Below are 26,448 nucleotides of genomic sequence, written 5' to 3'. Positions count from 1 at the left end.
GCCGGACGGCACCCCCCGGCCGGTCGGCGCACCGTGTGCGCGCCCGGCCGTACCCGGGTCGTCACCGGGGCGCTCGACCGTGCTGCGGTGCCCCTGGCCCTGGCCGCGCGCCCCCGGCTGGGGGTGACCGTCCTCGGCCGCCGCGTGCTCGGCGGTGCGCGGCGGACGCCCCGCACCCGAACCGGCCTGCGGCGGGACCAGCGGCGACCTCACCGGCCCGCGCGCCGCACCCTGCTGCCCGGGGTGCGGTTGCTGGGAGGCCTGCTGGTGCGGGTACGGCTGGCCCGCGCGGGCGTGGAGGCCCTGGCCGGCCGGCGTCCCGGCCTGCCCCGGACCGTACGGACCGGCCTGTCCGTGCGGCACCGGCTGCCCGTGTCCGACGTGCTGGCCGTGGCCCGGCTGGCCGCCCGGCGCCTGCGACCCCGGACCGGCCGGGAACGGGTGCGCCTGCTGTCCGCCGTGACCCGCACCGCCGTGACCCGCACCGCCGTACGGCCCGCCGCCCGCCGCGGAGGCGGCCGCGGCGACCGCCGGGTGCGGCAGGGCTCCGGGCAGCCGGAGGTCGCCGTGAGCCCCGGCCGGGGTCGGCGACTGCTGCCCGGGGCGGCGTGCCCGGTAGCTGGTCCGGTACGCGGCCGGGGAGACCCCGAGCTGGCGGCGGAAGTGCCCGCGCAGCGCGACCGGCGAACGGAACCCGCACCGGCGCGCCACGTCGTCCACCGACAGCTCGGAGGTCTCCAGCAGCCGCTGCGCCTGGAGCACCCGCTGGGTGATCAGCCACTGCAGTGGGGCACTGCCGGTGAGCGTGCGGAAGCGGCGGTCGAAGGTGCGCCGGCTCATGTAGGCGCGCGCCGCCAGCACCTCGACGTCGAACTGCTGGTTGAGGTTCTCCAGCGCCCAGGTGACCACCTCGGCCAGAGGGTCGTTGCCGATCTCCTCCGGTAAAGACTGATCGATGTACTGGGCCTGTCCGCCGCCGCTGCGGCGGCTGGGCACCACCAGGCGGCGGGCCAGCGCGTTGGCGGCCTCGGCGCCGTGGTCGCTGCGCACCACGTGCAGGCACAGGTCGATCCCGGCGGCGGTACCGGCCGAGGTCAGCACGTCGCCGTCGTCCACGAAGAGCTCCCGCGGGTCGACGTGCACCCGCGGGTAGCGCTTGGCCAGGGTCGGCGCGTACATCCAGTGGGTGGTCGCCGGGCGGCCGTCCAGCAGACCGGCCGCGGCGAGCACGAAGGCGCCGGTGCACAGTCCGATGATCCGCGCGCCCTCGTGGTGAGCCTTGCGCAGGGCGGTGATCGCCTCGACCGGCGGCGGCTGGGAGATCGAGCGCCAGGCCGGTACGACGATCGTCCCGGCGCGGGCGAGGGCCTCCAGACCGTAGGGCGCGGAGAGGGTCAGGCCGCCGGTGGTGGCCAGCGGGCCCTCCTCACCGGCGCAGACCAGCAGCCGGTAGCGGGGGACCCCGGCGTCCTGGCGGTCCACGCCGAAGACCGACAGGGGGATGGAGCTCTCGAAGATCGGTGCGCCGCCGAAGATCAGTACCGCGACCGTCTCGCGGCGGCGGCGGCCGGACAGCTTGCGCGGGGCACCGGCCGTCGCCAGGGCGGACGGGGAGCCGCTGCCGCTCGGTCCGCCGTGGCCCAGCGGGCCGTGGCCGGGAGCGGCGCCCAGGGCGAGGCCGCCGAGCGGGCCGGCGCCGGCGCCGTTCAGCCCCGGGGTCGCGCCGGCGGCGGAGTAGGCGGGGTGGCCGGGGTAGGCGGGGTGTCCCGAGTGGGCTGCGGGGCTCCCATGTGCCTGCTGTGCTGGGTGACCCGCGTGTGCCGCGTGTCCCACGTGTCCCACGTGGCCGGGGAAGTCGCCGCCGTAGGGCTGGACCGTGCTGCCGTAGGCCTGGGCGGGGCTGACGGTGCCTCGGCTGACGGACGGTCCGGAGTGGTTGGGCTGTCCGCCCTGGGCCGAGTGCGCCGCACCGTACGGCGTTGGGCCACCGAGGCCGGAGCCGGGGCCGCTGTGCGCCGGAACGCCGTGCGAGGGGCCTCCCTGGTCTCCGGGGGCGTGGCCGGCGGCGACCGGTACGGCCGGATAGGGGGAGTGCGAGGCGGGGCCCGAGCTGCTCGGGATGCCGGAGGTGCGGGTGGTGGCGGCGATCGCGGAGGTGCCGGTGCTTCTCGCGGACCGGCTCACGGTGCCGGTCGGCGCCTGGCCGCTGTCAGGACCCGCGTCGCTCCTGCTCACCCTGCTCAAGGCGCTCAAGCCCCCTCGGTGGTGTGGTGTGGGTGGTGCGGCACTGCTGGCCAAGATCGAAATCTATCGGGTGGACCGTTGCCGTTGTGACAAGTTCACCATCCGACGCTATGTCGACATGGCAATTTGGCGTGATGCATTCGATCACGAAGCGTGGCACCCGTCGACCCTTCTGGGAAGAGGGCCGGTGCAACGGTGGCTGGTTGTCGCGGGACGGCTCCTGGGGCGTCCGGCTTCCGGGCGCCCGGTCGGCGGGTCTGGGCTGCGGATTTGCCCAAGGTGATGGGAGCGGCGAGAAATTGACCGAAAATCGGCGGTGCACGGCAGGGCGCACGAGCGCCGTCCGTGCGCCTCCCAGGCTTCATCCGGCCAGCGTCGGGGCGGTCGGACCGGCCTCTCCGCTGCCGGGCTACGGTCCTGCCGTGAACACCGACAGCCGGCTCGAACAGGCCAACGACAACGCCGCCGCCTTCTGGCTCGCCCAAGCCCGTGCGCACGGCTGGCAGTCCCACGTCCGGCCGGGTCTCACCGCGGTCCGCTGCGCCCGCACCCCGGACGACTCGCAACGCTTCCTGGTCACCCGCCCCTACGCCGAACCGGCAGAGGTGGAGGTTCAGTTGGCAGACCTGATGGCCGCATGGGAGACCGTCCGCTTCACCCTGGAGGACCCGTACCAGGGGCTCGACCTCAGCCGCTTCGGCGCCGTCCGGATGCCGATCATGCCGGTGATGGCTCGCGAACCGGGACCGGTCGAGGGCGCGCTCGCCGAACCGGCCGTCACCGGACTGCCCACCGGATCCCCCTCCACCGGACTGTCCGTCGTTTCACCGGCCTACGGCGGCGGCATCCTGACGGTCGATGAGGTGTTGGACGGCGACACCTTCGCGCTGGTCGAGCGGATCATTGTGGACGGCTTCCCGTTGCCCGCCCGACAGCCCTGGACCCGCGGCGACGCGCTCCCCGAGGAGTTGCTGCGCCAAACCGGCTGCCGGGCCTGGACCGCCCGGGTCGACGGCGTACCTGCGGGTGCCTGCCTCACCTACGACGACGGGGTCGTCACCGGCGTGTACTGGGTCGCCACCCTCCCCGACCAGCGCGGGCGGGGAGTGGCCCGCGCGGTGCTGCGGACCGCCCTGGCCCACGCCCACCCGGACCGCCCGGCCACCCTGGTCGCCACTTCGGTCGGCGAACCAGTCTACCGCAAGCTCGGGTTCACCGGGCAGGGCCCCACCTGCTGGTGGAGCCGCACCTCACTGGGCGGTTGAACGGCGGCGTCGTGCCCAGGGCCGCGACCGACCGGGCCCGACCGACCGGGCCCGAGCGGCCGTTACCGGGCGACCGCTGCGGTGAGCGGTTCGGTGAGCGCGGCTGCGAGCGGTGTCACGGCGCTCGGCTCTGCGGCGAAGACGGTCCTGGCAGGTCCGGTCCCGTTGGTCCCACTGGCACCGCCGGTCCCACCAGCGACTGTGCGCAGGGGTGTTGGCCGCGCCAGCGCGGCTGTCCGGCCGCCGTCCACGCCCGGGTCCGTCCCGCCACCGCCCGTCCCGGCCCTGGACTCCCTCGGCTCCCCTTCATCCGGGAGGCCGTCGGCGATCACGGCAAACTCGCCTGATCGGTTTCGGACACCGAACCCCGCTCCGGAAGCCGAGGCGGCCGCCGGTCCGGCGTTCAGGGCAACGGGCGCGTTCGGGCCCTCCGGGGCGGCCACCGCCGGACGTACGCCGGACCGTGCGCCGAGCGGCGCCGTCGCGCGCACCGGTGCCCCCGCCGCCTGTTGCCGGCCCGCCCCGTCCCGCCGGACCGTCGGAAGGCCCATCGGCAGGGCCGCCGGAAGGACCGCTGGAAGGGCTGCCGGAAGGACTCCCGGAAGTCCTCCCTCCCGGACGCCGGGGCGGACCGAGGGAGCGTTGCGTGCGGCCAGCACCAGGCCCACGGCCTCCGGCAGACCGGCCGCCTTCAGCGTCGGCCGGTAGCCGTTCTCCGCCCACGGCCGGCCGTGGTGCAGCCAGACGCTGCGCAACCCGGCCAGTTCGGCACCCGCGATGTCGGCGGGCGCGTGGTCCCCGACCATCCAGGTGTGCGCCGTCCAGTCCCCGACCGGTCGGATGCCGCACCGCCTGGCGGCTATCTCGAAGATCAACGGGTCCGGCTTGACGCAGTCGGCCTCCTCCGAGATCACCCAGCCGTCGACCAGCGGCCCCAGCCCGGTCCGCCGGATCTTCTCCAACTGCGGTCGGGTGCCGCCGTTGGAGACGATCCCGAGGGTCCACCCGGCCGCCCGCGCCGTCCGCAGCGCCTCGATGTGGCGGGCCGGGCAGTGGATGTGCGAGTTGATGCCGCGTCGGAAGTGCGCGAGCAGGAAGTCGACGGAGGCGTCCAGGCCGTAGCGGCGCCGGACGGCGGACAGTACGGTGCTGCGCGGCACGTAGCCGCCGCCGTCGAGGGTGACGAACCAGTCGAGGTCGCGGGGTGGTAGGCGGTGTTCGGACAGGAAGTCCTGCGCCCAGGCCCGGAAGGCGGCGTCCCGGGGGAGCAGCGTGTTGTCGAGGTCGAACAGGAGCAGGGGCATGCCGAGCATGGTGCCAGCGCCCGCGCCTATGCACCTGGCAAATGCCAGACCGCGTCGCGAAGCCGCACCAAGTGGCTGAAAGGGCCCGGACGCCCGATCGACGGCGTGGGACCGGTGGGACGGAAGGGCAGGTCGGGGCTTGCGGGGCGTGACGGTTCGCGACGTCCCGCAACGGATCGTCGCCAATCCATGACAGTCCGGTCACGGTGTCCCGTGGGCCTGTTGCGCCGCCCGGCCCGCTCAGTCAAGCTCCTTAGAACCTCCGTTCTGGAGGGGGCGCGATCGCCTGCGAACAGGGCGCACGGCCCCGGCGGGCGCATCCCCCTTTGGCGGGAACAACGATGCTCCAGGGCTTCGCCGCTGGGCTGGGCCCCGCGCCCGTCGTACTCTGAAAGGAACAGGTCACATACGGTGCTGCGCGGCGCAGACCGACGTCATCCCGTGGGCGGGCCTGCTCCCCGGGCAGCGTTGTCCTCTCCTGTCGGCCCCTCTCCCACGAAGAGCCGTGAGCCATGGCTGGTTTTGAGTCCTCCCGACCGGTCGAACCGGATGCGTCCCGCAGCGCGGGCCCAGGGCCCGAGGGAGACGGCGGCCGCACGAACCCCAGAGCCGGCGAGTTCGCGCGCGCTCTGCGCGGCCTCCGTCGAGGCAACCTTTCCCGGCGCGACCGCTCATGGCCCCGCCAGCGGCGTGACGGGCACCAGGCGCGCCCTGCGGAGCCTCCGGTGACGGGCCCCGGCCCCGGGGCCGAGCGTCCGGACACGGCGTCCGACGCGGTCGGCGGGCATACCGAGTCGTCGGCGGAGGAAGCGCCCGGGCGCTCCCTGGATCCGGTGTTCCAGCACGGTGTCGTGGTCGGCTTCGACGGCTCGCTGTCGAGCGAGCGCGCCCTCGCCTACGCGGTCGGCATGGCCCGCCGGTCGCAGTGCGGCCTGGTGATCGTCCACGTCGCCAACCGTCTGCCCGCCACGGTCTGGGCAGGCTGTGAACCTCCTGTCTTCGTCGATCTCCCGGACCACCGCACGGAGGTCCTCGGACTGGAACTCGCCTGCGCGGACTTCCTCGCGGGGGTGCCGTGGATCCTGATCGAGCGCGGTGGCGACATCTGCCACGAGATCGAGGAGGTCGGTCGCGAGTACGCCGCCGACGCGATCGTCGTCGGCACGACGCACGGCCTGCTCGGCAAGATCTTCGGTTCGGTCTCCGGGCGGCTGGCGCGGCGGGCCAACCGCCCGGTGATCGTGATCCCCTGAGGGTCTTCGCTCCGCAACGTGGGCCGCGGATCGGTGAGTTGCCCGGTGGCCCGGCTCAGGAGGTGACCATCAGTAAGTGATCGTCACGACGTGACGCCGAGTTCCCGGGCGATGAGCATGCGCTGGACCTCGGACGTGCCCTCCCCGATTTCGAGAATCTTGCAGTCGCGCCAGAAGCGGGCGACCGGGAATTCGTTCATGAAGCCGTATCCGCCGTGGATCTGGGTCGCCTCGCGGGCGTTGTCGACGGCAGCCTCGGACGAGTACAGCTTCGCGATCGCGGCCTCCTTCTTGAACGGTTCGCCGTGCAGCAGCCGGGAGGCGGCGTCCCGCCAGGCCAGGCGGGAGGTGTGGGCGCGCAGCTCCATGTCGGCAAGCTTGAACTGGACGGCCTGGTTGGCACCGATCGGGCGGCCGAAGGCCCGCCGGGTGCCGGCGTACTTGACGGACTCGTCGACGCAGCCCTGGGCCAGGCCGGTGGCCAGGGCCGCGATCGCGATGCGGCCCTCGTCGAGGATCCGCAGGAACTGGGCGTAGCCTCGGCCACGCTCGCCCAGCAGGTTGGCCGCGGGAACGCGGCAGTCGGTAAAGGACAGTTCGCGGGTGTCGGATGCGTTCCACCCGACCTTCGAGTACTTCTTCGAGACCTGGAACCCCGGGGTCCCGGTGGGCACGATGATGGAGGAGATCTCCCGCACGGGCGAGCGGAATTCGCCCTCTTCACTCGAACGAGCGATCGGTTCGGTGAGTGCGGTGACGGTGACCAGTCCGGTGATGTCGGTGCCGGAGTTGGTGATGAAGCACTTCGTCCCGTTGATGACCCACTCGTCGGTGGTCTCGTCGTAGCGCGCGGTGGTACGGGTGGCGCCGGCGTCCGAGCCGCCCTCCGGCTCGGTGAGGCCGAAGGCGCCGAGGAGTTCGCCGGAGGTCAGCCGGGGCAGCCACTCGCGCTTCTGCTCCTCCGTGCCGAACCGGTAGACCGGCATCGCGCCGAGCGAGACGGCGGCCTCCAGGGTGATGGCCACCGAGGAGTCCACGCGGGCGAGTTCCTCCAGGGCGAGACCGAGGGCGAAGTAGTCGCCGCCCATGCCGCCGTACTCCTCCGGGAAGGGCAGGCCGAACAGGCCCATCCGCCCCATCTCGCTGACGATCTCGTACGGGAACTCCTCCCGCTCGTAGAACTCGCCGATCTTCGGCGCCACCACGTCCTGGGCGAACTCGGCGACGGTGCGCCGCAGTTCCTCGTACTCACTGCTGAGCCGGTGGTCGAGCATCTGATCCTCCTGGTGCCCGGCCGGGGTGGCCGCGGGCATGAGCGGGATGACCGGCGGCCGTCTGACGGTGTGACGGTCGCACGGTGTGATTGACGGGTGAACGTGGTGTGCGGCGCCGGCCGGACCGAACGGGCGGCCGGCGCCGGTGGGTCGGGGCGAAGCGGGTCAGCCCCGGGAGGCGCCGAGCAGCGCCTGGACGGTGCGGGAGGGGCTCGGGCGGCCGAGGCGCTCGGCCATCCAGCCGCTGGTCGCGACCAGCGCGCGCAGGTCGACACCGGTGCGGACGCCGAGCCCGTGCAGCATCCACACCAGGTCCTCGGTGGCCAGGTTGCCGGTGGCGCTCTTCGCGTACGGGCAGCCGCCCAGGCCGCCTGCCGAGGCGTCCACCGTGGTGACGCCCTCCCGCAGCGCCGCCAGGGTGTTGCTGAGGGCCTGGCCGTAGGTGTCGTGGAAGTGCACGGCGAGCCTGGCGACCGGAACGCCGGCCCGGGCGAAGCCGGCCAGCAGGGCGCGGACCTGGCCGGGGGTGGCCACGCCGATGGTGTCGCCGAGGCTCAGCTCGGCGCAGCCCATCTCCAACAGCTGGACGCCGAAGCTGACCACCTGGTCGACCGGGACGGGCCCCTCCCAGGGATCGCCGAAGCACATCGACAGGTAGCCGCGGACCGCGATCCCGGCCTCGGCGGCCCGGGTCACGACCGGGCGGAACATCTCCATGGCCTCGTCCGCCGAGCGGTTGAGGTTGCGCCGGGCGAAGGTCTCGGTGGCGCTGGCGAACACCGCGATGTCGGTGGCGTGGTGGGCGAGCGCTCGGTCGAGGCCGCGCTCGTTGGGAACCAGCACCGGCAGCCGCAGTCCGGGGTGACGCCCGGGCAGGTCGGCGAGCCGGGGCATCAGCTCCTCGGCGTCGGCGAGCTGGGGTACCCATTTCGGGTGAACGAAGCTGGTCGCCTCGACGGTCCGCAGCCCGACGGCGGCGAGTCGGCCGATGAACTCCGCCTTGACCTCGACGGGCACCAGGGAGCCCTCGTTCTGCAGCCCGTCGCGCGGTCCGACCTCGTGGATCCGGACCTCCTCGGGCAGGCCGGGGGCGCGGACCGGGTCGGGCAGCCCGAGGTCCAGGGCGTCGGGCTCGCGGACGGTGCCCCTCTGGCCGGTGGCGGCCCGGGCGGTGTTCTCCTGGGACGTCACGACCGCACCTCCGCGGGCTCGGCGGCCTCCTCGGCCGGGGTGACCACGACCAGCAGGTCCTCCATCGCGACGGTGGCGCCGGCGCTGGCCCGCAACTCGGCCACCACGCCGTCGTGCGGCGCGGCGATCACGTGTTCCATCTTCATGGCCTCCAGCACGAGCAGGGGCTGGCCCTTGCGGACGGTCTCGCCCGCCGTGGCCTTGATGACCGTGACGGTGCCCGGCATGGGGGCGGTCAGGGCACCGTGGTGGGCCGCGGCGCCGGCGGCGCTCTCGACCACTGGGTCGTAGGTGTGCATCGGCCAGGCGTCGCCCTCGATGCCGAGCCAGGTCACCGGACCGGCCGCGAGGCCGGGGGCGGCGTCGGTGGCCAGGGCGAAGGTGGTCCGCAGCCCGTCGACGGTCAGGTGCAGCCGGTCCGCCGCCAGGGTCGCACGGGCCCGGTGCACGGGACCGGCGTCGAGCCGGAGCTCCACCTCGCGGGTGGGCTCGGGGGAATTGTCGGTGGCGTCGGTTACGTTGCCCGCAGTGATCGAACGGATGCGCACCGAGACCGGGTCCTGGCCGGGGGTACGGAGTCGGTGGGTGGTCCAGGCGGGGGTGCCGCCCAGGCGCCAGCCGGAGGGGGAGGAGAACGGGTCGGTCCAGCCGCCAGGTTCGGCGGCCGGGGTGAGTTCCAGGTGTCGCGCCAGCGCGGCCGCGTAGTAGAGGAGGTGGGCAGGTGACGGGGGTTCGGTCGCCCGGGCGTCGGTCCCGTCCGCGGGTGCGGCGGGGGCCGTGGTCCCGGCCGTGGTGGGCGCGTTCGACGGCGCCGGGTTCGACGGTGCCGCGTTCGACGGGGAGTGGGGTGCGGCGAGCAGGACCGGCTGTTGCTGGGCCGTCCGTTCCACCAGGCCGGTGTCCAGTCGGCCGGCGACGACGTCGGGGTGGGCGAGCAGCCGGCGCAGGAAGCCGGTGTTGGTGGTGACACCCAGGATGCGGGTGTCGGCCAGCGCGGCGCGGAGCCGGCGCAGCGCGGTCGGGCGGTCGGGCCCGTACGCGATGACCTTGGCGAGCATGGGGTCGTAGGCGCTGGTGACGACGGTTCCGGGGGCGACCCCGGAGTCGACGCGGATGCCCTCGCCCCGCGGCTCGTCCAGGGTGAGGATGCGGCCGCCGGTGGGCAGGAAGTCCCGTTCCGGGTCCTCGGCACAGATGCGGGCCTCGATGGCGTGGCCCAGGAAGGAGATGTCGGACTGGGTGAAGGACAGCCGCTCGCCCGCGGCGACGCGCAGCTGCCACTCGACCAGGTCCAGTCGGGCCGCCTCCGGACCGACGGCGACGGCGAGTTCGGTGACGGGGTGTTCGACCTGGAGGCGGGTGTTCATCTCCATGAAGAAGAAGTCCCGCACCCCCTCGGCGGCGGAGGCGGGCGCGTCCGGGTCGATGCCGGGGACGATGAACTCCACGGTGCCGGCCCCGGTGTAGCCGCAGGACTCCGCGGCGCGGACGGCCGCGGCGCCCATCGCGGCGCGGGTCTCGGCATTGAGGAGAACGGAGGGAGCCTCTTCGATCAGTTTCTGGTGGCGGCGCTGGAGGCTGCACTCGCGCTCGCCGAGGTGGACGGTGTTGCCGTGGGCGTCGGCGAGCACCTGCACCTCGATGTGGCGCGGTCGGTCCACCCAGCGCTCCAGCAGCAGGGTGTCGTCGCCGAAGGCGGTCCGGGCGACGCGGCGGGCGGCGCCGATCTCCGTGGGCAGGTCGGCCGGGTCCCGCACCAGGCGCATGCCCTTGCCGCCACCACCGGCGGAGGGCTTGAGCAGGACGGGGTAGCCGATCTCGTCGGCGGCGGCGACGAGTTCCTCGTCGGTGGGCGCGGTGGCCTGGCTGCCGGGGACCACCGGAACGCCGGCGGCCCGTACGGCCTCCTTGGCGTTGATCTTGTCACCCATCAGCTCGACGGCACCGGGAGGTGGTCCGATGAAGACGAGGCCCGCGTCGGCGCAGGCGCGGGCGAAGCCGGGGTTCTCGGCGAGGAAGCCGTAGCCGGGGTGGACGGCCTGGGCACCGGTGCGGCGGGCGGCGGCGAGGATCTGGTCGGTGCGCAGATAGGTCTCGGCGGCCGAGCTGTCGCTGCGGTCGGCCGGGCCGAGGCGGACCGCGACGTCGGCCTCGCGGACGTGGGGTGCGTCGGCGTCCGCGTCGCTGAACACGGCGACCGAGCGGACACCGAGCCGCCGCAGGGTGCGGATCACCCGCAGCGCGATCTCGCCGCGGTTGGCGACCAGAACTGTGTCGAACATGGGAGGCGTTCCTCCGGTCGAGGGGAGCCGTGGAAGGGGGAGCGGTAAGAAGGCGGTGGCGGTGGGCGGCCGGGGCGCCGGTCCGGTCGTCGGACCGGCGCCCCCGGGAGTCACCCCCGGAAGGGAGGGATGCGGAGAGGGGTCACAGCAGGCGGTCACGAGGCGAAGCCGGTGACGGCCGACATGACCGGCGGCAGCACCCGACCGGCGACAGCCGGGCGTGCGGCGTCACATGCGGAAGACGCCGTACGGGGCGGGTGGTGCCAGTGGGGCGTTGGCGCAGGCGGTGAGGGCGAGGCCGACGACCGTGCGGGTGTCCATCGGGTCGATCACACCGTCGTCCCAGAGCCGGGCGGTGGCGTAGTAGGCGTTGCCCTGGCGCTCGTACTGCTCGCGGACCGGGCGCTTGAACTCCTCCTCCGCCTCGGTCGGCCACTCCTCGCCCTGCGCCTCGAGCTGGTCGCGGCGGACGGTGGCCAGCACGGAGGCCGCCTGCTCGCCGCCCATCACGGAGATCTTGGCGCCCGGCCACATCCACAGGAAGCGAGGTGAGTAGGCCCGGCCGCACATCGAGTAGTTGCCGGCTCCGTAGGAGCCGCCGATCACCACGGTCAGCTTCGGGACCCGGGTGCAGGCGACGGCGTTGACCATCTTGGCGCCGTGCTTGGCGATGCCGCCCGCCTCGTACTGCCGACCGACCATGAAGCCGGTGATGTTCTGCAGGAAGAGGAGGGGGATGCCGCGCTGGTCGCACAACTCGATGAAGTGGGCGCCCTTGACGGCCGACTCGGAGAACAGCACGCCGTTGTTGGCGACGATGCCGACGGGGTGGCCGTGGATCCGGGCGAAACCGGTGACCAGGGTCGCGCCGTACTCGGCCTTGAACTCGGCGAAGCGGCTGCCGTCGACCAGACGGGCGATCACCTCGCGCACGTCGTAGGGCGTGCGCGGGTCGACCGGGACGGCGCCGTACAGGCCGGCCGGGTCGACGGCCGGCGGCTCGACCGGGGTGAGCGGCCACGGCTTGGCCGCGCGCGGGCCGAGCTCGGACACGATGGTGCGGACGATGGAGAGGGCGTGGGCGTCGTCCTCAGCCAGGTGGTCCGTCACGCCCGAGGTGCGGGAGTGCAGCTCGCCGCCGCCCAGCTCCTCGGCGGTGACCACCTCGCCGGTGGCGGCCTTCACCAGCGGAGGCCCGCCCAGGAAGATCGTGCCCTGGTTGCGGACGATCACGGCCTGGTCGCTCATCGCCGGGACGTACGCGCCGCCCGCCGTGCACGAGCCGAGCACGGCGGCGATCTGCGGGATGCCCGCGGCCGAGAGCCGGGCCTGGTTGTAGAAGATCCGGCCGAAGTGGTCGCGGTCCGGGAAGACCTCGTCCTGCATCGGGAGGAAGGCGCCGCCGGAGTCCACCAGGTAGATGCAGGGGAGGCGGTTCTCCAGCGCGACCTCCTGGGCGCGCAGGTGCTTCTTCACCGTCATCGGGTAGTAGGTGCCGCCCTTGACGGTGGCGTCGTTGGCGACGACCACCACCTCGCGCCCGGCGACCCGGCCGATGCCGGCGATCACCCCGGCCGCGGGAGCCGCCCCGTCGTACATCCCGTCGGCGGCCAGCGGGGCCAGCTCCAGGAACGGCGAGGCCGGGTCGAGCAGGGTGTCCACCCGGTCGCGGGGGAGGAGCTTGCCGCGCGACGTGTGTCGGACGCGGGCCTTGGCGCCCCCGCCGAGGGCGGCGGCGTCGAGCTTGGCGCGCAGTTCGGCGACCAGCGCCTGATGCGCCTCGGTGTTGGCCCGGTAGGCCGCGGAGCCCGGATCGGCGGATGTGCCGAGCCGGGGCGCCGGGGCGGCGGCTGCCGGCGGTGCGGCACCGGGTGCGGTCGCCGTGCCGGTCACTGCGTTGAGCCGGACGCCGGAGGGCGCGCCGGTGGTTGAGATGACCATTCCCAAGAGCTCCCTTGCCCTCGGCAGCAGGTGGGCGGGCCCGAGTGCGGTTCGCCCCTGATCCCCACGTTAATTAACGTTAACTTACGCGGCCAGGTTAACGGCCGATAACTCGACTGTCTACGATGGGCAGCATGCCGAACGTCCCCGCAGCCTCCGCGCTCCCACGCCGCGACCAGATCCGCCGGGAGGCAGCCCGACTGTTCGCCGCCCGGGGTTTCCTCGGTGTGGGCGTGGACGAGATCGGCAAGGCCGTCGGCATCAGCGGCCCCGGCCTCTACCGCCACTTCGCCGGCAAGGACGCCATGCTGGCCGACCTGCTGATCGGCATCAGCGAGCGCCTGCTGGAGGAGGGGCGTCGCCGGGCGGGCGGTGGCGACGGCCCGGCCGCCGCGCTGGACGCACTGATCAGCGGCCACGTCGACTTCGCACTGAACGACCGTGACCTGATCACCCTGCACGACCGCGAGCTGTTGAACCTCAAGGAGGAGGACCGGCGCACGGTCCGCCGGCTCCAGCGCGGCTACGTCGAGCTGTGGGTGGACATCGTCCGGCAGGCCCACCCGTCGCTCGCCGCCCCCGCGGCCGAGCCGACGGCGCGGGCCGCCGTGCACGCGGTCTTCGGCCTGATCAACTCGACCCCGCACAGCCTCGGCCCGAACCCGGCCCATGGCGAGCGCACCGGTCTGCAGCGCGACGGAATGGCCGCGCTGCTGCACACCCTCGCTCACGGAGCCTTCGCGGCCGCCGCCGTCTCCGCGGCCACCGGCGTCTCCCCGGCCACCGGCGTGGCCGCTGCGGACGGCTCCGGGGTGACCGGTCCGGAGTCCGGATCCGCCTGATGCCGACGGCCGGTAATGCTGACGTAAGGAGCGCCGAGCGTCGGGAGCGCCGGGCGTCGGGAGCGCCGGGCGTCGGGAGCGCCGAGTACGGGGAGCGTTGAGAGTCGGGAGTGCCGAGCGTTCGGGAACGCCGGCGCTCCCCGAACGCAGGCCCGCCGTCGGCCCTAGGCCAAAAGGACGGCGCCCGCCCGCCCCCGGGCCGCTGGGCGTACGGCGGGTGATCGGCGATCCTGGGAACAGGGGCGGACCGGTGGGTCGCGCCTGTTCGTCCGGGAATCACCGCAGGCGGCGCGCTGTTGCCCAGTCCGCCGGACCGGACGATCCGGGCCGCCCGGGAACCAGCCCCGACCGCCTCGGGCGACCGGAAAAGCCATGGCGGTCACCCGACGAAATGGTTAGCATCCCTAAATATGCCCGAGACTCACGGATCCATGGTGGAGCAATCCCCGAGCGGCCCGCCGGCCCCCGGCCACGACGCGGAGGGCCCCGGCGACAGCCCGCAGGCTGCCGACGCGAGGCGCGCCGAGCAGAGCGAGAACGCGAAGCCCGGTGACGGGCCCGCTGAGGCCGACGGATGGCTGCGCCGCCTGATCGGTTACAGCTGGCGGTCCCGCCGCAGTCTGCTGCTCGCCTTCGGCGCCTCGCTGCTCGGCATGGCCGTCACCGCGCTGGTGCCGCTGGTCACCAAGCTGATCATCGACGACGTCATCGTCGCCCACACCCGCTCGCTGACCCCGTGGGCGGTGGTGCTGCTGCTCGCCGCCGTCGTGGTCTTCGGCTGCACCCAGGCCCGTCGCTACTACGGCGGCCAGTTGGCCCTCGACGTCCAGCACGACATGCGCAGCGACCTGTTCCGCTCGCTCGGCCGGCTGGACGGCCACCGCCAGGACCGCCTGGACACCGGCCAGGTGGTCGGGCGCGCGACCTCCGACCTCCAGCTGATCAACGGCCTGCTCTCGATGCTGCCGATGATGACCGGCTACCTGCTGATGTTCGTGATGTCGGTCGGCGTGATGGTCTGGCTGTCCGCGCCGTTGACCCTGATCGCCCTGGTCATGGCGCCCGCGTTGTGGTGGGTCAGCGTGCTCAGCCGCAAGCGCCTGTTCCCGGCCACCTGGGCCGCCCAGCAGGAGGCCGCCGCCGTCGCGGGCGTGGTGGACGGTGCGATCGGCGGCGTCCGGGTGGTCAAGGGCTTCGGCCAGGAGGCGCAGGAGCAGGACAAGCTGGAGCGGGCCTCCCGCAACCTGTTCGCCGCCCGGCTCCGGTCGATTCGCCTCAACGCCCGCTACAACCCGGCGATGCAGGCGATCCCGGCCCTCGCCCAGGTCGCCGTGCTGGCCTTCGGCGGCTGGCTGGCCGTCGGCGGGAGGGTCTCGCTCGGTACCTTCGTCGCCTTCTCCACCTACGTCGCCCAGATGACCGGTCCGGTGCGGATGCTGACCATGGTGATCACGGTCGGCCAGCAGGCCCGGGCGGGCGTCGAGCGCGTCCTGCAGCTGATCGACGAGCGCCCGATGGTCCAGGAGCGTCCGGACGCGCTGAGCCTGGACCTCACCCAGGACGGCAGCGCCGCCGCCGACGCCCCGAAGGGCGGCTCGGCCGGTCCCCGCACCCCTGACGTCGCCCTGGAGTTCGACCAGGTCGAGTTCCGCTACGACCCCGAGCACCCCGCCCCGGTCCTGCACGGCCTCAGCCTGAAGCTGGCCCCCGGCGAGACCCTCGCCCTCGTCGGCGCGTCCGGCTCCGGCAAGTCGACGGTGGCCCAGCTGGTGCCCCGCTTCTACGACCCGGCGGCCGGCACCGTCCGTCTCTACGGCCACGACCTGCGTGACCTCACCCTGGACTCGGTCCGCGCGGCGGTCGGCATCGTCCCCGAGGAGAGCTTCCTCTTCTCCGAGTCGGTCCGTACCAACATCGCCTACGGCCGCCCGGACGCCACCGACGAGCAGATCGTCGCCGCCGCGCGCGCCGCACAGGCGGACGAGTTCGTCCGCGCGCTGCCGGAAGGTTACGAGACCAAGGTCGGCGAGCAGGGCCTGACCCTCTCCGGCGGTCAGCGCCAGCGCATCGCCCTGGCCCGGGCGATCCTCACCGACCCTCGGATCCTGCTGCTGGACGACGCCACCTCGGCCGTCGACCCACAGGTCGAGGCGGAGATCCACGACGCGCTGCGCTCCGTGATGACCGGCCGTACCACCCTGCTGATCGCCCACCGCCGCTCGACCCTCCAGCTCGCCGACCGGATCGCCGTCCTGGACCGCGGCCGGCTGCTGGACCTCGGTACGCACGAGGAACTCGAAGCCCGATGTCCCCAGTACCGGGCCCTGATCACCGACCCCGAGGCCGGCCGGGCCCCCGAGGCCGGCCGGGCCCCCGATGTCGGCCGGGTCCCCGAAGCCGACCGGACTGCTGAGGCCGACCGGACCACCGAGCCGCAGAACCCGAGGAACCCGCAGATCGAACAGCCCGCACGACAGCCCGCGCAGACCGAGCAGCCCGCGCAGGGCGAACAGCCCGTGCGAGCCGGACGGTCCGAACGGAAGGCCTCCGAGCAGAAGATCCCCGAGCTCCCCACGCCCGCCCTCGCCAAGGCGGCCCGCACCGCCGACCCCGACCTGCTGGCCAAGGTCGCCGAGCTCCCGCCGGCCGCCGACGTCCCCGCCGTGCCGCGCCCCGAAGCCGAGGCCGGTGACCCGGACTTCAGCCTCGGCCGCCTGCTGCGCCCCTTCCGCGGCCCGCTGCTCGTCGCCCTCCTGCTGGTCACCCTGGACGCGGCCGCCGGGCTGGTGCTGCCGGTGCTGATCCGGCACGGCATCGACGAGGGCGTCCGCAAGGGCCTGATGTCCGGCGTCGCGGTGGCCTCGGTCGCCGCACTGGTCATCGTCCTGCTGGACTGGCTGGTGCAGAGCGCCGAGAACCGGGTCAGCGGCCGTACCGGTGAGCGCGTGCTGTACACCCTCCGGCTCAAGATCTTCGCCCACCTCAACCGGCTCGGCCTGGACTACTACGAACGCGAGCTGACCGGCCGGATCATGACCCGGATGACCACCGACCTGGACTCGCTGACGTCCTTCCTCCAGACCGGCATGGTCACCGCCGTGGTCAGCCTGCTGACCTTCGCCGGGATCTTCGTGGCCCTGCTGATCATCGACGCCGGCCTGGCCCTGGTGGTCTTCGCCGTGCTGCCGCTGTTGGTGATCGCCACCCTGGTGTTCCGGAAGAAGTCCAAGGACCAGTACGAGCGCTCCCGGGACCTGATCAGCACGGTCAACGCCGACCTGCAGGAGAACGTGGCCGGCATGCGGATCGTCCAGGCCTTCCGCCGCCTGGACACCAACACCGACCGCTTCGTGGCCCGTGGGATCGCCTACCGCGAGGCCCGGGTCCGCGCCCAGCTCTACATCTCGCTGTACTTCCCGTTCGTCCAGTTCCTCTCCAGCGTGGCCGCCGCACTGGTGCTGATCGTCGGCGCCTCCCGGGTGGACGAGGGGACGCTGACGGTCGGCGCGCTGGTCGCGTACCTGCTCTACATCGACCTGTTCTTCGCCCCGGTCAACCAGCTCTCCCAGGTGTTCGACGGCTACCAGCAGGCCTCGGTCGGCCTCGGCCGGATCCGCGAACTGCTGCGTACCCCGACGACCACGGCGGAGGCGGCCGACCCGGTCCCGGTGACCGGGGCGCTGCGCGGCGAGATCAGCTTCGAGGGCGTCGGCTTCGCCTACAACGGCGGCGCGGACGGTGCCCCGGACGTGCTGAGCGGCGTCGACCTGCGGATACCCGCCGGTCAGACGGTGGCGCTGGTCGGCGAGACCGGCGCGGGCAAGTCGACGCTGGTCAAGCTGGTCGCCCGGTTCTACGACGCGACCGAGGGCACCGTCCGGGTGGACGGCGTGGACCTCACCCGCTACGACCTGGCCCAGTACCGCCACCGCCTCGGTGTGGTGCCCCAGGAGGCGTACCTGTTCGCGGGCACCGTCCGCGAGGCGATCGCGTACGGCCGACCGGACGCCTCGGCGGCCGAGGTGGAGGCGGCGGCCCGGGCGGTCGGCGCCCACGAGATGATCGTCCGACTGTCGGGCGGCTACGACCACGAGGTCGCGGGCCGCGGGCGAAACCTTTCGGCAGGCCAGCGCCAGCTGATCGCGCTGGCCCGGGCCGAACTGGTCGACCCGGACATCCTGCTGCTGGACGAGGCCACCGCGGCGCTCGACCTGGCCACCGAGGCCGCGGTCAACCAGGCCGCCGACCGGCTCAGCGGTGGCCGCACCACCCTGGTCATCGCCCACCGCCTGACCACCGCCGAACGCGCCGACCGCGTGGTCGTGCTGGACCACGGCCGGGTGGTCGAGGACGGCACGCACACCGAACTGCTCGCCCTGGGCGGTACGTACAGCAGGCTCTGGCAGGCGTTCATCGCGGACGGCCACCCGGCACCGGCCGAGACGGTCGCGGCCGGGTAGCCGCCCGGCCAATGCCAGCCGGGGCCGGCGGGTGCACCGTCGGAAGACGGGCCGCCCGCCGAGCCTGCCGATCCCGCCGCCCGGCCGGCCCCCGGTCCGGTTGGCCCGGCCGATCAGCCCGAGCCGCCGGGCGGTCCGTCAGGCGGCGATCAGCGAGGCCAGCAGCCCCGAGGCGTCGATGCCGCGCGGCAGGTCGCTCACCTGGCCGTCCCCGACCTCCACCACCCGCCAGCCGGAGCCGTCGGCCCGGCTGGCGAGGTCGGTGGTGACGAAGCGGCAGCCGAGTCTTCGCACCAGAGCGGAGACCTCGGTGAGGTCGGGCTCGGCGTGGACGTGCGGGGCGTCCGGGTGCGGCCCGACCAGGACCGGCCGGCCGTCCAGCCACCACACCCTCGCCTCGACCGCCCGCCGCCCGCCACGCGCACCGCCGACGGCACCCGCACCGCCGACGGCACCAGCGGCATCGCAGCCGTCCCCGTCCGAAAGCCTGTCCGGCCCGTCCAGTCCGTCGCCGTCCGGCCCGTCCGCCCGCTCGAACTCCTCGTACCGCCGCACCACCACCCCGCCGGCCAGGAACTCGCCCTGCAGCTCGACGAACCGCCCGACCACCCGGCCGACGGCCGCCAGGTCGGCCAACTCCGGTACGTAGCAGGCCTCGTGCCACTCGTGCTTGCGCGACTTCACGTAGTCCTTGACGATCGCCGGTCCGCTTCCGCCGAGTCGCGCCACGGCCTCCGCCAGTTCTTCCGGCGTGGGTGGTACCGCCCCGGCGGTCGGGATCCAGACGCTGGGCGGCGTCGCCCCCTCGAACACCCCGTACCAGCCGGGCAGTTCGTGGGCCGCCGCATAACCGGGTGGGCTGGTCAGCAGCTTGCCGCCGCGGGCGGTGAGCGCGGCGGCGAACTCGGCGTACCGGGCGGAGGGGAGCATCCAGCCCCGGTACCAGAGCGGTCCGCTGCCCAGGGGCACCCGCCTGACCGCCTCCTCGGCGCGTCCCGCGAGCAGCGCGTCGTGGTCTACCAGGAGGTGCTCGGCGCCCAACTCCCGCACCAGTCTGGCTTCCCAGGCGAAGTGCGGATCGGGCCGGCGCGGGTTGAGTGGATCGGCGGGGAAGAGCATCGAGGGTACGGGCATGGCGGTCAGGGTACGGCCAGCGGGCCGCCCGCGACTGCGGATCGACGCAGGCCGGGGGCCCGGACACAACTCAAGTCGTCGGCCGGGGCGGGGAATCCGGTCGACGCTCCGGCCGGGCGCTGTCAGAGTGTCCCGATGCGAAGACTGCTGCGACCGCGCAAACGAGTTCCCCGCCGGGCCGCCCGCACGGTGGTCCTGGACCGGGACGGCTCGGTGTTCCTGCTCCGTTCGGACAACGACGAGGTCGGTGTCCACTGGACCATGCCCGGCGGCGGGCTGGAACCGGGCGAGACCCCTCGGGTCGGCGCCCGGCGCGAACTGTGGGAGGAGACCGGCTGGACCGACCTCGAACCGGGCCCGCTGCTCTGCACCTGGGAGCACGACTTCACCTGGCACGGCACCCCGGTCCGCCAGCACGAGCACATCTACCTGACCACCGGACCGCACCGCGGCCCGGTCGGGGACGTCAGCGCGGTGCACGCCGAGGACCGGATCCTCGACTGGCGCTGGTGGACCCCGGCCGACCTCGCCGACGAGAACGCCGACGCGCTCTGGCCGCCCCGGCTACCGGAGTTGCTGGAGGCGGTCCGCGCGGGCTGGGCGGTCGACGGTCGCCCTCCGGTGCCCGTCGACCTCGGCTACATCCCGAACGCCCGCTGACGGGCCCTAACGGCGCCCACCGCGCCGCGGTCGCCCGTGCGGGCCGGTCGGGCCGGGCTCCCAGCCGTGCAGGTCCAACTCCCGGTCGTGCAGCGCCCAGGGATTCATCCGTACCGTCAGCCGGGCGCCGGTCAGTTGCTCGGCGGTGAGGCCGGTCTCGAGGACCAACTGCTCGGTCGGCACCGACACGGCGATGGCAGGACGCCAGGACGGCAGCACCACCAGGCTGGTGCCACGGCCGACCCGGATCGGCTCAGCCGCCACCCGGACCGGCGTCCGCTCCTCCGGACGGCCGACGGCCTCCGGCTGGACCGGGCTGCCGCCGATCAGGATGCCGAGCGGCGGGACGGCCCGAGGCTGCTCCGCCCCGCCGTCCACCACGGCCCAGGCGTCCGCACCGGCCGTGGGGGGCGTGTGGTCGGCCGCCGTCCTCCTTGCACCGGTCGGTTCGCCCGCCCGCCCCGCACCGCGCGGCTGCCCCCCGGTCGGGTCGGCGGCGGCCGTCTCCCGTGCGGTCGCCCCCTGCCCGCTCCGGTCGGCCGGGGGGTGCATCCGGCGCAGCCGGCGGGAGGGGGACGGGCGCCGCGAACTGAGGCCCCGAACCTCCTGGCGCACCGATTCACGGGTCGGCTCACGGGTCGGCTCACGGGACGGCTCACGGGACGGCTCGCGCGCCGAACTCGGCACCGGAACAGTCCGGTTGCTCTCGGACGCCGCCGCCTGCTGGAACCGGACGAACCCCGGCCCGGCCCCGTCGAGGAGGGCTCCGGAAACGCCGCCCTCCTCCTCCCCGGCCTCGCCGAGCAGTGCCCGCACCTCTTCCACCGACCGGCGGCACGCCGCCGCCAGCTCGGCGAGCGAGCGCCCTTCGGCGCGCGCGGCCCGCAGCCGGTCGGCGAACGCCGCCCGGAGCCGGTCCGCCGTCGTACCCCCGCTTGCTGGCGTGCCGCCGCTTGCCGCCGCTCCGCCGTCCGCCGGAGCTCGGCGGAGCTGCGTCTCGACGTCCTCCGGGGTGCGCGGCTGCGGCACCCGGTCATGGCGGGTGGGGGCACCGGCCGCACCGGTCGGCCCGCCCTCGGCCACCGCCGCGATCGAGCAGACCCGCGCACCTGGAGCAGCCGGGCCGACCGGTGCGGCCGGGTGGACCCGGTCGGCCGGGACGAACGGGGCGTCCGAATCGGCCGGGCCGGACAGGACCGCCGTGACGGTCGGTCCGGCGGCGACGGGCGGTGCGTCGGCCCCGGCCGAGGAGTCGGCACCGTCCGCGGGCGGGCCGGGCAGGGCGGGATCGGTGGAGCTGGGGTGGAGCGAGGTCATCGGCGGGCCCTTCGGGGGACGGTCCCGATGATCCTCCCGCACCGCACGACCAGCTCCAAGCGTCATTCCCGCGCGTGTGCCCGCGAGTACGGTGGGTTCACCACGCGAGCTGCGGTGGACCGACGGAACCCCCTACTGGCCGTTCCTGCTCAACTGCCGGGCGACACGAAGCCCTTGAGGTCGGCGAGCACCGCGTTGGCGGCCGTGACGCCGAGCCCCAGGAACCAGGTCTCGTCTGAAACCGGCCGGGCCTGACCGGACTTGACCGCGCCGAGCGTCTTCCAGAGCGCGCCGCCGAGCACCGCGTCCTGGTTGGTCGAACTGGGGCTGCCGTACACGCCGTAGAAGATCCAGTCGGCGTCCGCCTTGTCGACCTGCTCCGGGCTGACCTCCACCGCGAGCTCCTTGACCTGTTCGATCTTCGGCTGCGGCAGCGGCACGTCGGTGAGGACGGTGCCGATGAAGGAGAGTTCGGCGTAGAGCCTGGTCCGGCCGGGCATGAAGCGCAGCGGCGTGATGGTGGGGCGCTTGTCGCCGAGCCGGGCGCCGATCGCGGCGGCCGCCGCCTGGTACGCGTCGAGCTGCGTCTTGGCCTCGGCCTGCAGGCCGAAAGGGCTGGCGTTGAGCAGGAAGTTCTGCTTCCAGGGGTAGCCGGGGCGGAGCGAGAAGACGGTCGGTGCGATCTTCGACAGCTGTGCGTACTGGTCCTGGGCGCGCAGCTGGCTGCCGAGGATCAGGTCGGGCTTGAGCGCGGCGATGGCCTCCAGGTTGAGGCTGTTGATGGTGCCGACGGCGGCCGGGTTGCCCGCCTTGTCCTTGAGGTAGGAGGGCAGGGACTTGGAGCCGTCGGTGTGGACGACGCCGACCGGCTGGATGCCGAGCGAGACGACGTTGTCGAGCTCGCCGGTGTCCAGCACCACGACCCGGGTGGGCCTGGCGGGGATGACGGTCTCGCCCATGGCGTGCCTGATGGTGCGCGGGTAGACGCCGGGGGCGGCGTCGGTGCCGAAGTCCTTCATCTTCTCGATCACGGTGGCGTAGTCGTCACCGCCCTGCTTGACCGACTTCTGGTCGGGGGAGGAGCCGCCACCCGTCTTGGATCCGTGGCCGCCACCGTTGCCGCCTCCGCCGCCGCCGGAGTTGCCGCAGGCGGTGAGCAGTCCGCCGAGGCCGAGCACGGCGGCGCCGGCCACGCCTGCCGTGAGGAATCGGCGGCGGCCGGGGGTGCGGGTGGCGAGGGTCGGGCCGTCGGAGTCGGGGGCCACGCGACGCTCCTTCACGGGTCGGACCGGACGGCCGAGGGTTCGGCGCCGGCGGTCGAGCTTAGGTGAGGCAAACCTATCTTGCCGCCCGTGGGGCCCTCCGACCCGGGGGCTCGCCGCACGGGCAAAAGTCAGGCCCCCGGGCCGGCTGGGGACTGGCCGTCGCGGTCCGCCGGGAGTTCTTCCGCGGCGAGACGCTGCGCAGAGAAACCCCCGCCCTGCCGGTGGAGGACTGGCGCTATGGTGGGAGCCATGAAGCGCTTCGTGGGCCTGTGCTGGTGGCCGTCCTAGGACGGCCACCACACCTGCCTGGCCAGGGCCGTCCGGGATGGACGGCCCTGTCGCGTTTACCCACGGGACGGGCCCGCGCCCCGGACGGCCGCCACCACCGCCGTACCGAGGGAGAAACCCGATGACCACCGCCGAGCGCGCCGCCACCACCCGCATCACTGCCGCCCGCACCACGACCGACCGCGACACCGCCGGGCCGTCCGCCGTGCTTTCCGCCGAGCCGTCCGCCGTGCCCGTCCTGACGGCCGCCGACCTGATCGCCGACCCGGGCGCCCACCGGGTCCTCACCGGGGACCGACCCACCGGCCCGCTCCACCTCGGCCACTACTTCGGCACCCTGCAGAACCGGGTCCGGCTCCAGGACCAGGGCGTCGAGATGTTCGTCCTGGTCGCCGACTACCAGGTCATCACCGACCGCGACCTCGCCGACCGGCTCGCCGAGCACACCGAGAACCTCGTCCTCGACTACCTCGCGGCCGGGCTCGACCCCGAACGGGCCACGATCTTCGCGCACAGCGCCGTCCCCGCCCTCAACCAGCTGCTGCTGCCCTTCCTCAGCCTGGTGAGCGTCGCCGAGCTGAGCCGCAACCCCACCGTCAAGGACGAGATCGCCCACTCCAGCCAGGCCGCCGTCAACGGACTGATGTTCACCTACCCCGTCCACCAGGCCGCCGACATCCTCTTCTGCAAGGCCGACCTCGTCCCGGTCGGCCAGGACCAACTGCCCCACCTGGAGGTCGCCCGCACCGTCGCCCGCCGCTTCAACGAGCGCTACCCGCACGCCGACGGCAGCGCCGTCTTCCCCCGCCCCCGGGCGCTGCTCTCCGAGGCACCGATGCTGCTCGGCACCGACGGCGGAAAGATGAGCAAGAGCCGCGGCAACGCCGTCGCCCTCGGCGCCGACGAGGACGAGACCGCCCGGATCATCCGCGGCGCCAGGACCGACGCCGACCGCCGCATCACCTATGACCCGACCGGCCGCCCCGGAGTCTCCGGTCTCCTCCTGCTCGCCGCGCTCTGTCAGGACCGGGCCCCGGAGACGATCGCCGAGGAGATCGGGGACGGCGGCGCGGCCGTCCTCAAGCGCACCGTCATCGAGTCCGTCAACGAGTACTTCCGCCCGCTGCGAGTCCGCCGCGCCGAACTCGCCACCGACCGCGGCCACCTGCGGCAGGTGCTCCGGGCCGGTGCCGAGCGGGCCAACGCGATCGCCGACGCCACCCTCGCCGAGGTACGGGAGGTGATGGGCGCCATCTGAAGAGCCCTCAACCCGCCCGTGTTCCCCGGGGCCCTCAGGGGGTCCGCTCACCAGGGACATCGGCCGGTCGCCCCGCGGGCATATCGTCACCGGGCGGCCTCGACCACAACCCGAGGCCGCCCGCTGCCCGCCCCTTCCCCGAAAGGCCCGGTCCATGGACCAGCAACCCACCACGCCCGGCCAGGGACTGACCCGCCCGCCGCAGCTGCGCCCCGGCGACCACATCGCCGTCGTCGCCCCCAGCGGCCCGATCGACCCCGAGCGGCTCACCGCCGGCTGCGCGATCCTCCGTTCCTGGGGCCTGCGCGTGACCGTCGCCCCGCACGTCCTCGACACCCACCCCACCCTCGGCTACCTGGCCGGCACCGACGCCGACCGTGCCGCCGACCTCCAGGGCGCCTGGCTCGACCCCACCGTCGATGCGGTCATCTGTGCCCGGGGCGGCTACGGCGTCCACCGCATCGTCGACCTGCTCGACTGGGCCGCGATGCGCGCCGCCCGACCCAAGGCCTTCATCGGCTTCAGCGACGTCAGCTCGCTGCACGAGGCCTTCGCCCGGCGCCTCGGCCTCGCCACCCTGTACGGGCCGCTGGCCTCCGGCTCCTCCTTCGTGGACGACGGCCCCACCGCCGAACACCTGCGCCGCACCCTCTTCGACCCCGCCGCCACCACCGTCCTCACCTCACCCACCGCCTCCGCCCTCGTCCCCGGCCGCGCCCACGGCGTCACCGCCGGAGGCTGCCTCCACGTCCTCGCCGCCGAGCGCGGCACGCCCGCCGCCCGGCCCTCCTTCGCGGGCAGCATCCTGATCCTCGAAGACGTGAACGAGCACCCGTACCAGCTCGACCGCCTGCTCACCCAGTTCCTGCGCTCCCGCGCCCTCGACGGCGTGGCCGGCATAGCCCTCGGGTCGTGGGAGGGCTGCGGACGGCCCGAACGGGTCCGGGACGTGATGCTCGACCGTCTTGGCGCGCTCGGCGTGCCCGTGATCTGGGAACTGGGCTTCGGCCACTGCCCGTCCAGCCTCACCGTTCCGCTCGGCGTCCCGGCTCTTCTCGACGCGGACGCCGGCACCCTCACCCTGGACCTGCCCGGCCTGACCCCTACCCCTGTCTCTGCCCCCGTCTCCGTTCCCGGCGTCGTCTGAACCTGGCCGTCGGACCGGGGCCAGTGAGTAGGGTGCGGCCATGAACGAGGACCGCCTCACCGCCCTTGCCCTCGGACTCCTCCGCGGGCCGGGCAGCAACGCCCGTACGATCCTCGGGCTTGCCGGCCCGCCCGGAGCCGGCAAGTCCACCCTGGCCCGCCACCTCGTCGCCGAGGTCGAGCGCGTCGAAGGCCCCGGCACGGCCGCCTACCTCCCGCTCGACGGCTTCCACCTCTCGGCGGCCCAGCTCGACCGCCTCGGACTGACCCACCGCAAGGGCGCCCCGGCCACCTTCGACGCCCACGGCTACGTCGCCCTGCTGCGCCGGGTTGCCGCCGACCGCTTCCAGGACATCTACGTCCCCGACTTCGACCGCACCCTGGACGAGCCGGTGGCCGCCCGCCACGTCGTCCGCCCGCACACCCGGCTGGTCATCACCGAGGGCAACTACCTCGCCTCCGCCGAGACCCCCTGGCCGGACGCCCGCCGACTGCTGCGCGAGCTCTGGTACGTCGACACCGAGGACACCGTCCGTAGGGAACGGCTGCTCCGCCGCCACCGCGAGGGCGGCCGCGACGAAGCCACCGCCCTGCACTGGGTCACCACCAACGACCACCCCAACGGCGAGTACGTGAAGCAGGGCCGAGCACTCTGCACCCGGACCGTCCCCGGAGCCGGTTTGCGTCGAGCCGAGCATGGGGGTAGTGTTTTCTAGTCGCTCGGCAGGGAGCACCGGACACGCATCGGCGCGGACGGTCCCGGGGCGGCCAATCCTCTGAAACACCACTTCCGGTTCGCGCCGGTCGTTTCGCTTTCGCGTATCGGCTCGGTGCTTATTGCGCGTGCTCGTTTTATCGGATTGCAGTCGGACTCGGCTGGATTCGCTTTTCGGAGCGGGGATCGGCTAGAGTTTGAAACGTCGGACGGGGCGTCAAGCCGCAGAAGACACCAGCGAGTTGGATGACGAAGCGCCGGAAACGGAGCGGAAAACATCTGATAAGCTGGAAACACGAAAGAACGAAGCGCCCGGAGGGCCCGCTGGAAGGCGGCCTGAAGGAAGCGTCCGTTCCTTGAGAACTCAACAGCGTGCCAAAAGTCAACGCCAGATATGTTGACATCCCCGGCCTCGATCGTCTGATCGGGGTTGGAGATTCCTTTTGAAACAAACACTAGCGAGGACGCAGTGCGCGGGATCACCCTATTCCGGTGGTTGCCGTGCCGCTCAACGCGGGTGTGGACCCGATTACGGGTAAACATTCACGGAGAGTTTGATCCTGGCTCAGGACGAACGCTGGCGGCGTGCTTAACACATGCAAGTCGAAC

General features: G+C 73.4%; 17 protein-coding genes, 1 rRNA gene and 1 pseudogene. 10 read left to right on the top strand and 9 right to left on the bottom strand.

Going from position 1 to position 26,448, the window contains the following annotated elements; genetic code table 11:
- Positions 1–593: 593 nt before the first annotated feature.
- A pseudogene (locus HS99_RS34785) lies at positions 594–1,602 on the bottom strand (helix-turn-helix domain-containing protein); the annotation flags it as partial.
- Between the two features lie 535 nt (positions 1,603–2,137).
- On the opposite strand from HS99_RS34785, the gene HS99_RS45480 reads away from it, so the two are divergent.
- Both HS99_RS45480 and HS99_RS34780 read left to right on the top strand, forming a co-directional pair.
- Positions 2,138–2,527, top strand: a complete 390-nt coding sequence (locus HS99_RS45480) for a hypothetical protein (protein WP_167395791.1) — start codon at positions 2,138–2,140, stop codon at positions 2,525–2,527.
- Positions 2,528–2,666: 139 nt separating this feature from the next.
- A complete protein-coding gene (locus tag HS99_RS34780) occupies positions 2,667–3,509 on the top strand; it encodes a GNAT family N-acetyltransferase (RefSeq protein ID WP_050366777.1) in 843 nt (280 codons plus the stop codon).
- 62 nt (positions 3,510–3,571) lie between these two features.
- Here the strand turns inward: HS99_RS34780 and HS99_RS34775 are convergent, their stop codons facing one another.
- The gene (locus HS99_RS34775) at positions 3,572–4,813 is read right to left on the bottom strand and encodes an HAD family hydrolase (protein ID WP_094743045.1); all 1,242 of its coding nucleotides are present in this window, start codon (positions 4,811–4,813) and stop codon (positions 3,572–3,574) included.
- Positions 4,814–5,538: 725 nt separating this feature from the next.
- On the opposite strand from HS99_RS34775, the gene HS99_RS34770 reads away from it, so the two are divergent.
- Entirely contained in the window at positions 5,539–6,066 is a 528-nt protein-coding gene (locus HS99_RS34770; protein ID WP_063737993.1) for a universal stress protein, read from the top strand.
- An 83-nt stretch (positions 6,067–6,149) separates the two neighbouring features.
- Here the strand turns inward: HS99_RS34770 and HS99_RS34765 are convergent, their stop codons facing one another.
- The 4 genes from HS99_RS34765 to HS99_RS34750 all read right to left on the bottom strand — a co-directional run bounded on the left by HS99_RS34765 (position 6,150) and on the right by HS99_RS34750 (position 12,754).
- Entirely contained in the window at positions 6,150–7,340 is a 1,191-nt protein-coding gene (locus tag HS99_RS34765) for an acyl-CoA dehydrogenase family protein (RefSeq protein WP_030556881.1), read from the bottom strand.
- Positions 7,341–7,505: 165 nt separating this feature from the next.
- A complete protein-coding gene (locus tag HS99_RS34760) occupies positions 7,506–8,462 on the bottom strand; it encodes a hydroxymethylglutaryl-CoA lyase (protein ID WP_030290011.1) in 957 nt (318 codons plus the stop codon).
- Positions 8,463–8,527: 65 nt separating this feature from the next.
- Positions 8,528–10,813, bottom strand: a complete 2,286-nt coding sequence (locus HS99_RS34755) for an ATP-binding protein (protein ID WP_030556878.1) — start codon at positions 10,811–10,813, stop codon at positions 8,528–8,530.
- 228 nt (positions 10,814–11,041) lie between these two features.
- Positions 11,042–12,754: a carboxyl transferase domain-containing protein gene (locus HS99_RS34750; protein ID WP_030556876.1), complete on the bottom strand. Its 1,713-nt coding sequence runs from the start codon at positions 12,752–12,754 to the stop codon at positions 11,042–11,044.
- A 134-nt stretch (positions 12,755–12,888) separates the two neighbouring features.
- Here HS99_RS34750 and HS99_RS34745 point away from each other — a divergent pair, with 134 nt between their 5' ends.
- Both HS99_RS34745 and HS99_RS34740 read left to right on the top strand, forming a co-directional pair.
- On the top strand, positions 12,889–13,596 hold the full coding sequence (locus HS99_RS34745; RefSeq protein ID WP_030556874.1) for an SACE_7040 family transcriptional regulator: 708 nt from the start codon (positions 12,889–12,891) through the stop codon (positions 13,594–13,596).
- A gap of 431 nt (positions 13,597–14,027) precedes the next feature.
- Positions 14,028–18,056: an ABC transporter ATP-binding protein gene (locus HS99_RS34740; protein ID WP_078938677.1), complete on the top strand. Its 4,029-nt coding sequence runs from the start codon at positions 14,028–14,030 to the stop codon at positions 18,054–18,056.
- 138 nt (positions 18,057–18,194) lie between these two features.
- Here the strand turns inward: HS99_RS34740 and HS99_RS45475 are convergent, their stop codons facing one another.
- Entirely contained in the window at positions 18,195–19,190 is a 996-nt protein-coding gene (locus HS99_RS45475) for an ATP-grasp domain-containing protein (protein WP_030556870.1), read from the bottom strand.
- 135 nt (positions 19,191–19,325) lie between these two features.
- Between HS99_RS45475 and HS99_RS34730 the strand changes: the two genes are divergently transcribed.
- Complete coding sequence (locus HS99_RS34730) at positions 19,326–19,850, top strand: NUDIX hydrolase (RefSeq protein WP_030290003.1); 525 nt, start codon at positions 19,326–19,328, stop codon at positions 19,848–19,850.
- Between the two features lie 6 nt (positions 19,851–19,856).
- Here the strand turns inward: HS99_RS34730 and HS99_RS42910 are convergent, their stop codons facing one another.
- Both HS99_RS42910 and HS99_RS34720 read right to left on the bottom strand, forming a co-directional pair.
- Entirely contained in the window at positions 19,857–21,167 is a 1,311-nt protein-coding gene (locus tag HS99_RS42910; protein WP_030556868.1) for a hypothetical protein, read from the bottom strand.
- A gap of 149 nt (positions 21,168–21,316) precedes the next feature.
- The gene (locus HS99_RS34720; protein ID WP_046387032.1) at positions 21,317–22,432 is read right to left on the bottom strand and encodes an ABC transporter substrate-binding protein; all 1,116 of its coding nucleotides are present in this window, start codon (positions 22,430–22,432) and stop codon (positions 21,317–21,319) included.
- A 409-nt stretch (positions 22,433–22,841) separates the two neighbouring features.
- Between HS99_RS34720 and trpS the strand changes: the two genes are divergently transcribed.
- The 4 genes from trpS to HS99_RS34700 form a co-directional block, all read left to right on the top strand.
- On the top strand, positions 22,842–23,978 hold the full coding sequence (gene trpS / locus HS99_RS34715; RefSeq protein WP_078939005.1) for a tryptophan--tRNA ligase: 1,137 nt from the start codon (positions 22,842–22,844) through the stop codon (positions 23,976–23,978).
- Between the two features lie 154 nt (positions 23,979–24,132).
- Positions 24,133–25,125 carry a S66 peptidase family protein gene (locus HS99_RS34710; RefSeq protein ID WP_046387033.1) on the top strand — a complete coding sequence of 331 codons (993 nt, stop codon included), beginning with the start codon at positions 24,133–24,135 and terminating at the stop codon, positions 25,123–25,125.
- Positions 25,126–25,165: 40 nt separating this feature from the next.
- The gene (locus tag HS99_RS34705) at positions 25,166–25,840 is read left to right on the top strand and encodes a nucleoside/nucleotide kinase family protein (RefSeq protein WP_030289995.1); all 675 of its coding nucleotides are present in this window, start codon (positions 25,166–25,168) and stop codon (positions 25,838–25,840) included.
- A 541-nt stretch (positions 25,841–26,381) separates the two neighbouring features.
- A 16S ribosomal RNA gene (locus HS99_RS34700) occupies positions 26,382–26,448 on the top strand; the annotation flags it as partial.

The organism is Kitasatospora aureofaciens (assembly GCF_001188955.3).
Classification (GTDB): domain Bacteria; phylum Actinomycetota; class Actinomycetes; order Streptomycetales; family Streptomycetaceae; genus Kitasatospora; species Kitasatospora aureofaciens.
This window is presented reverse-complemented; position numbering and strand designations above follow the sequence as displayed.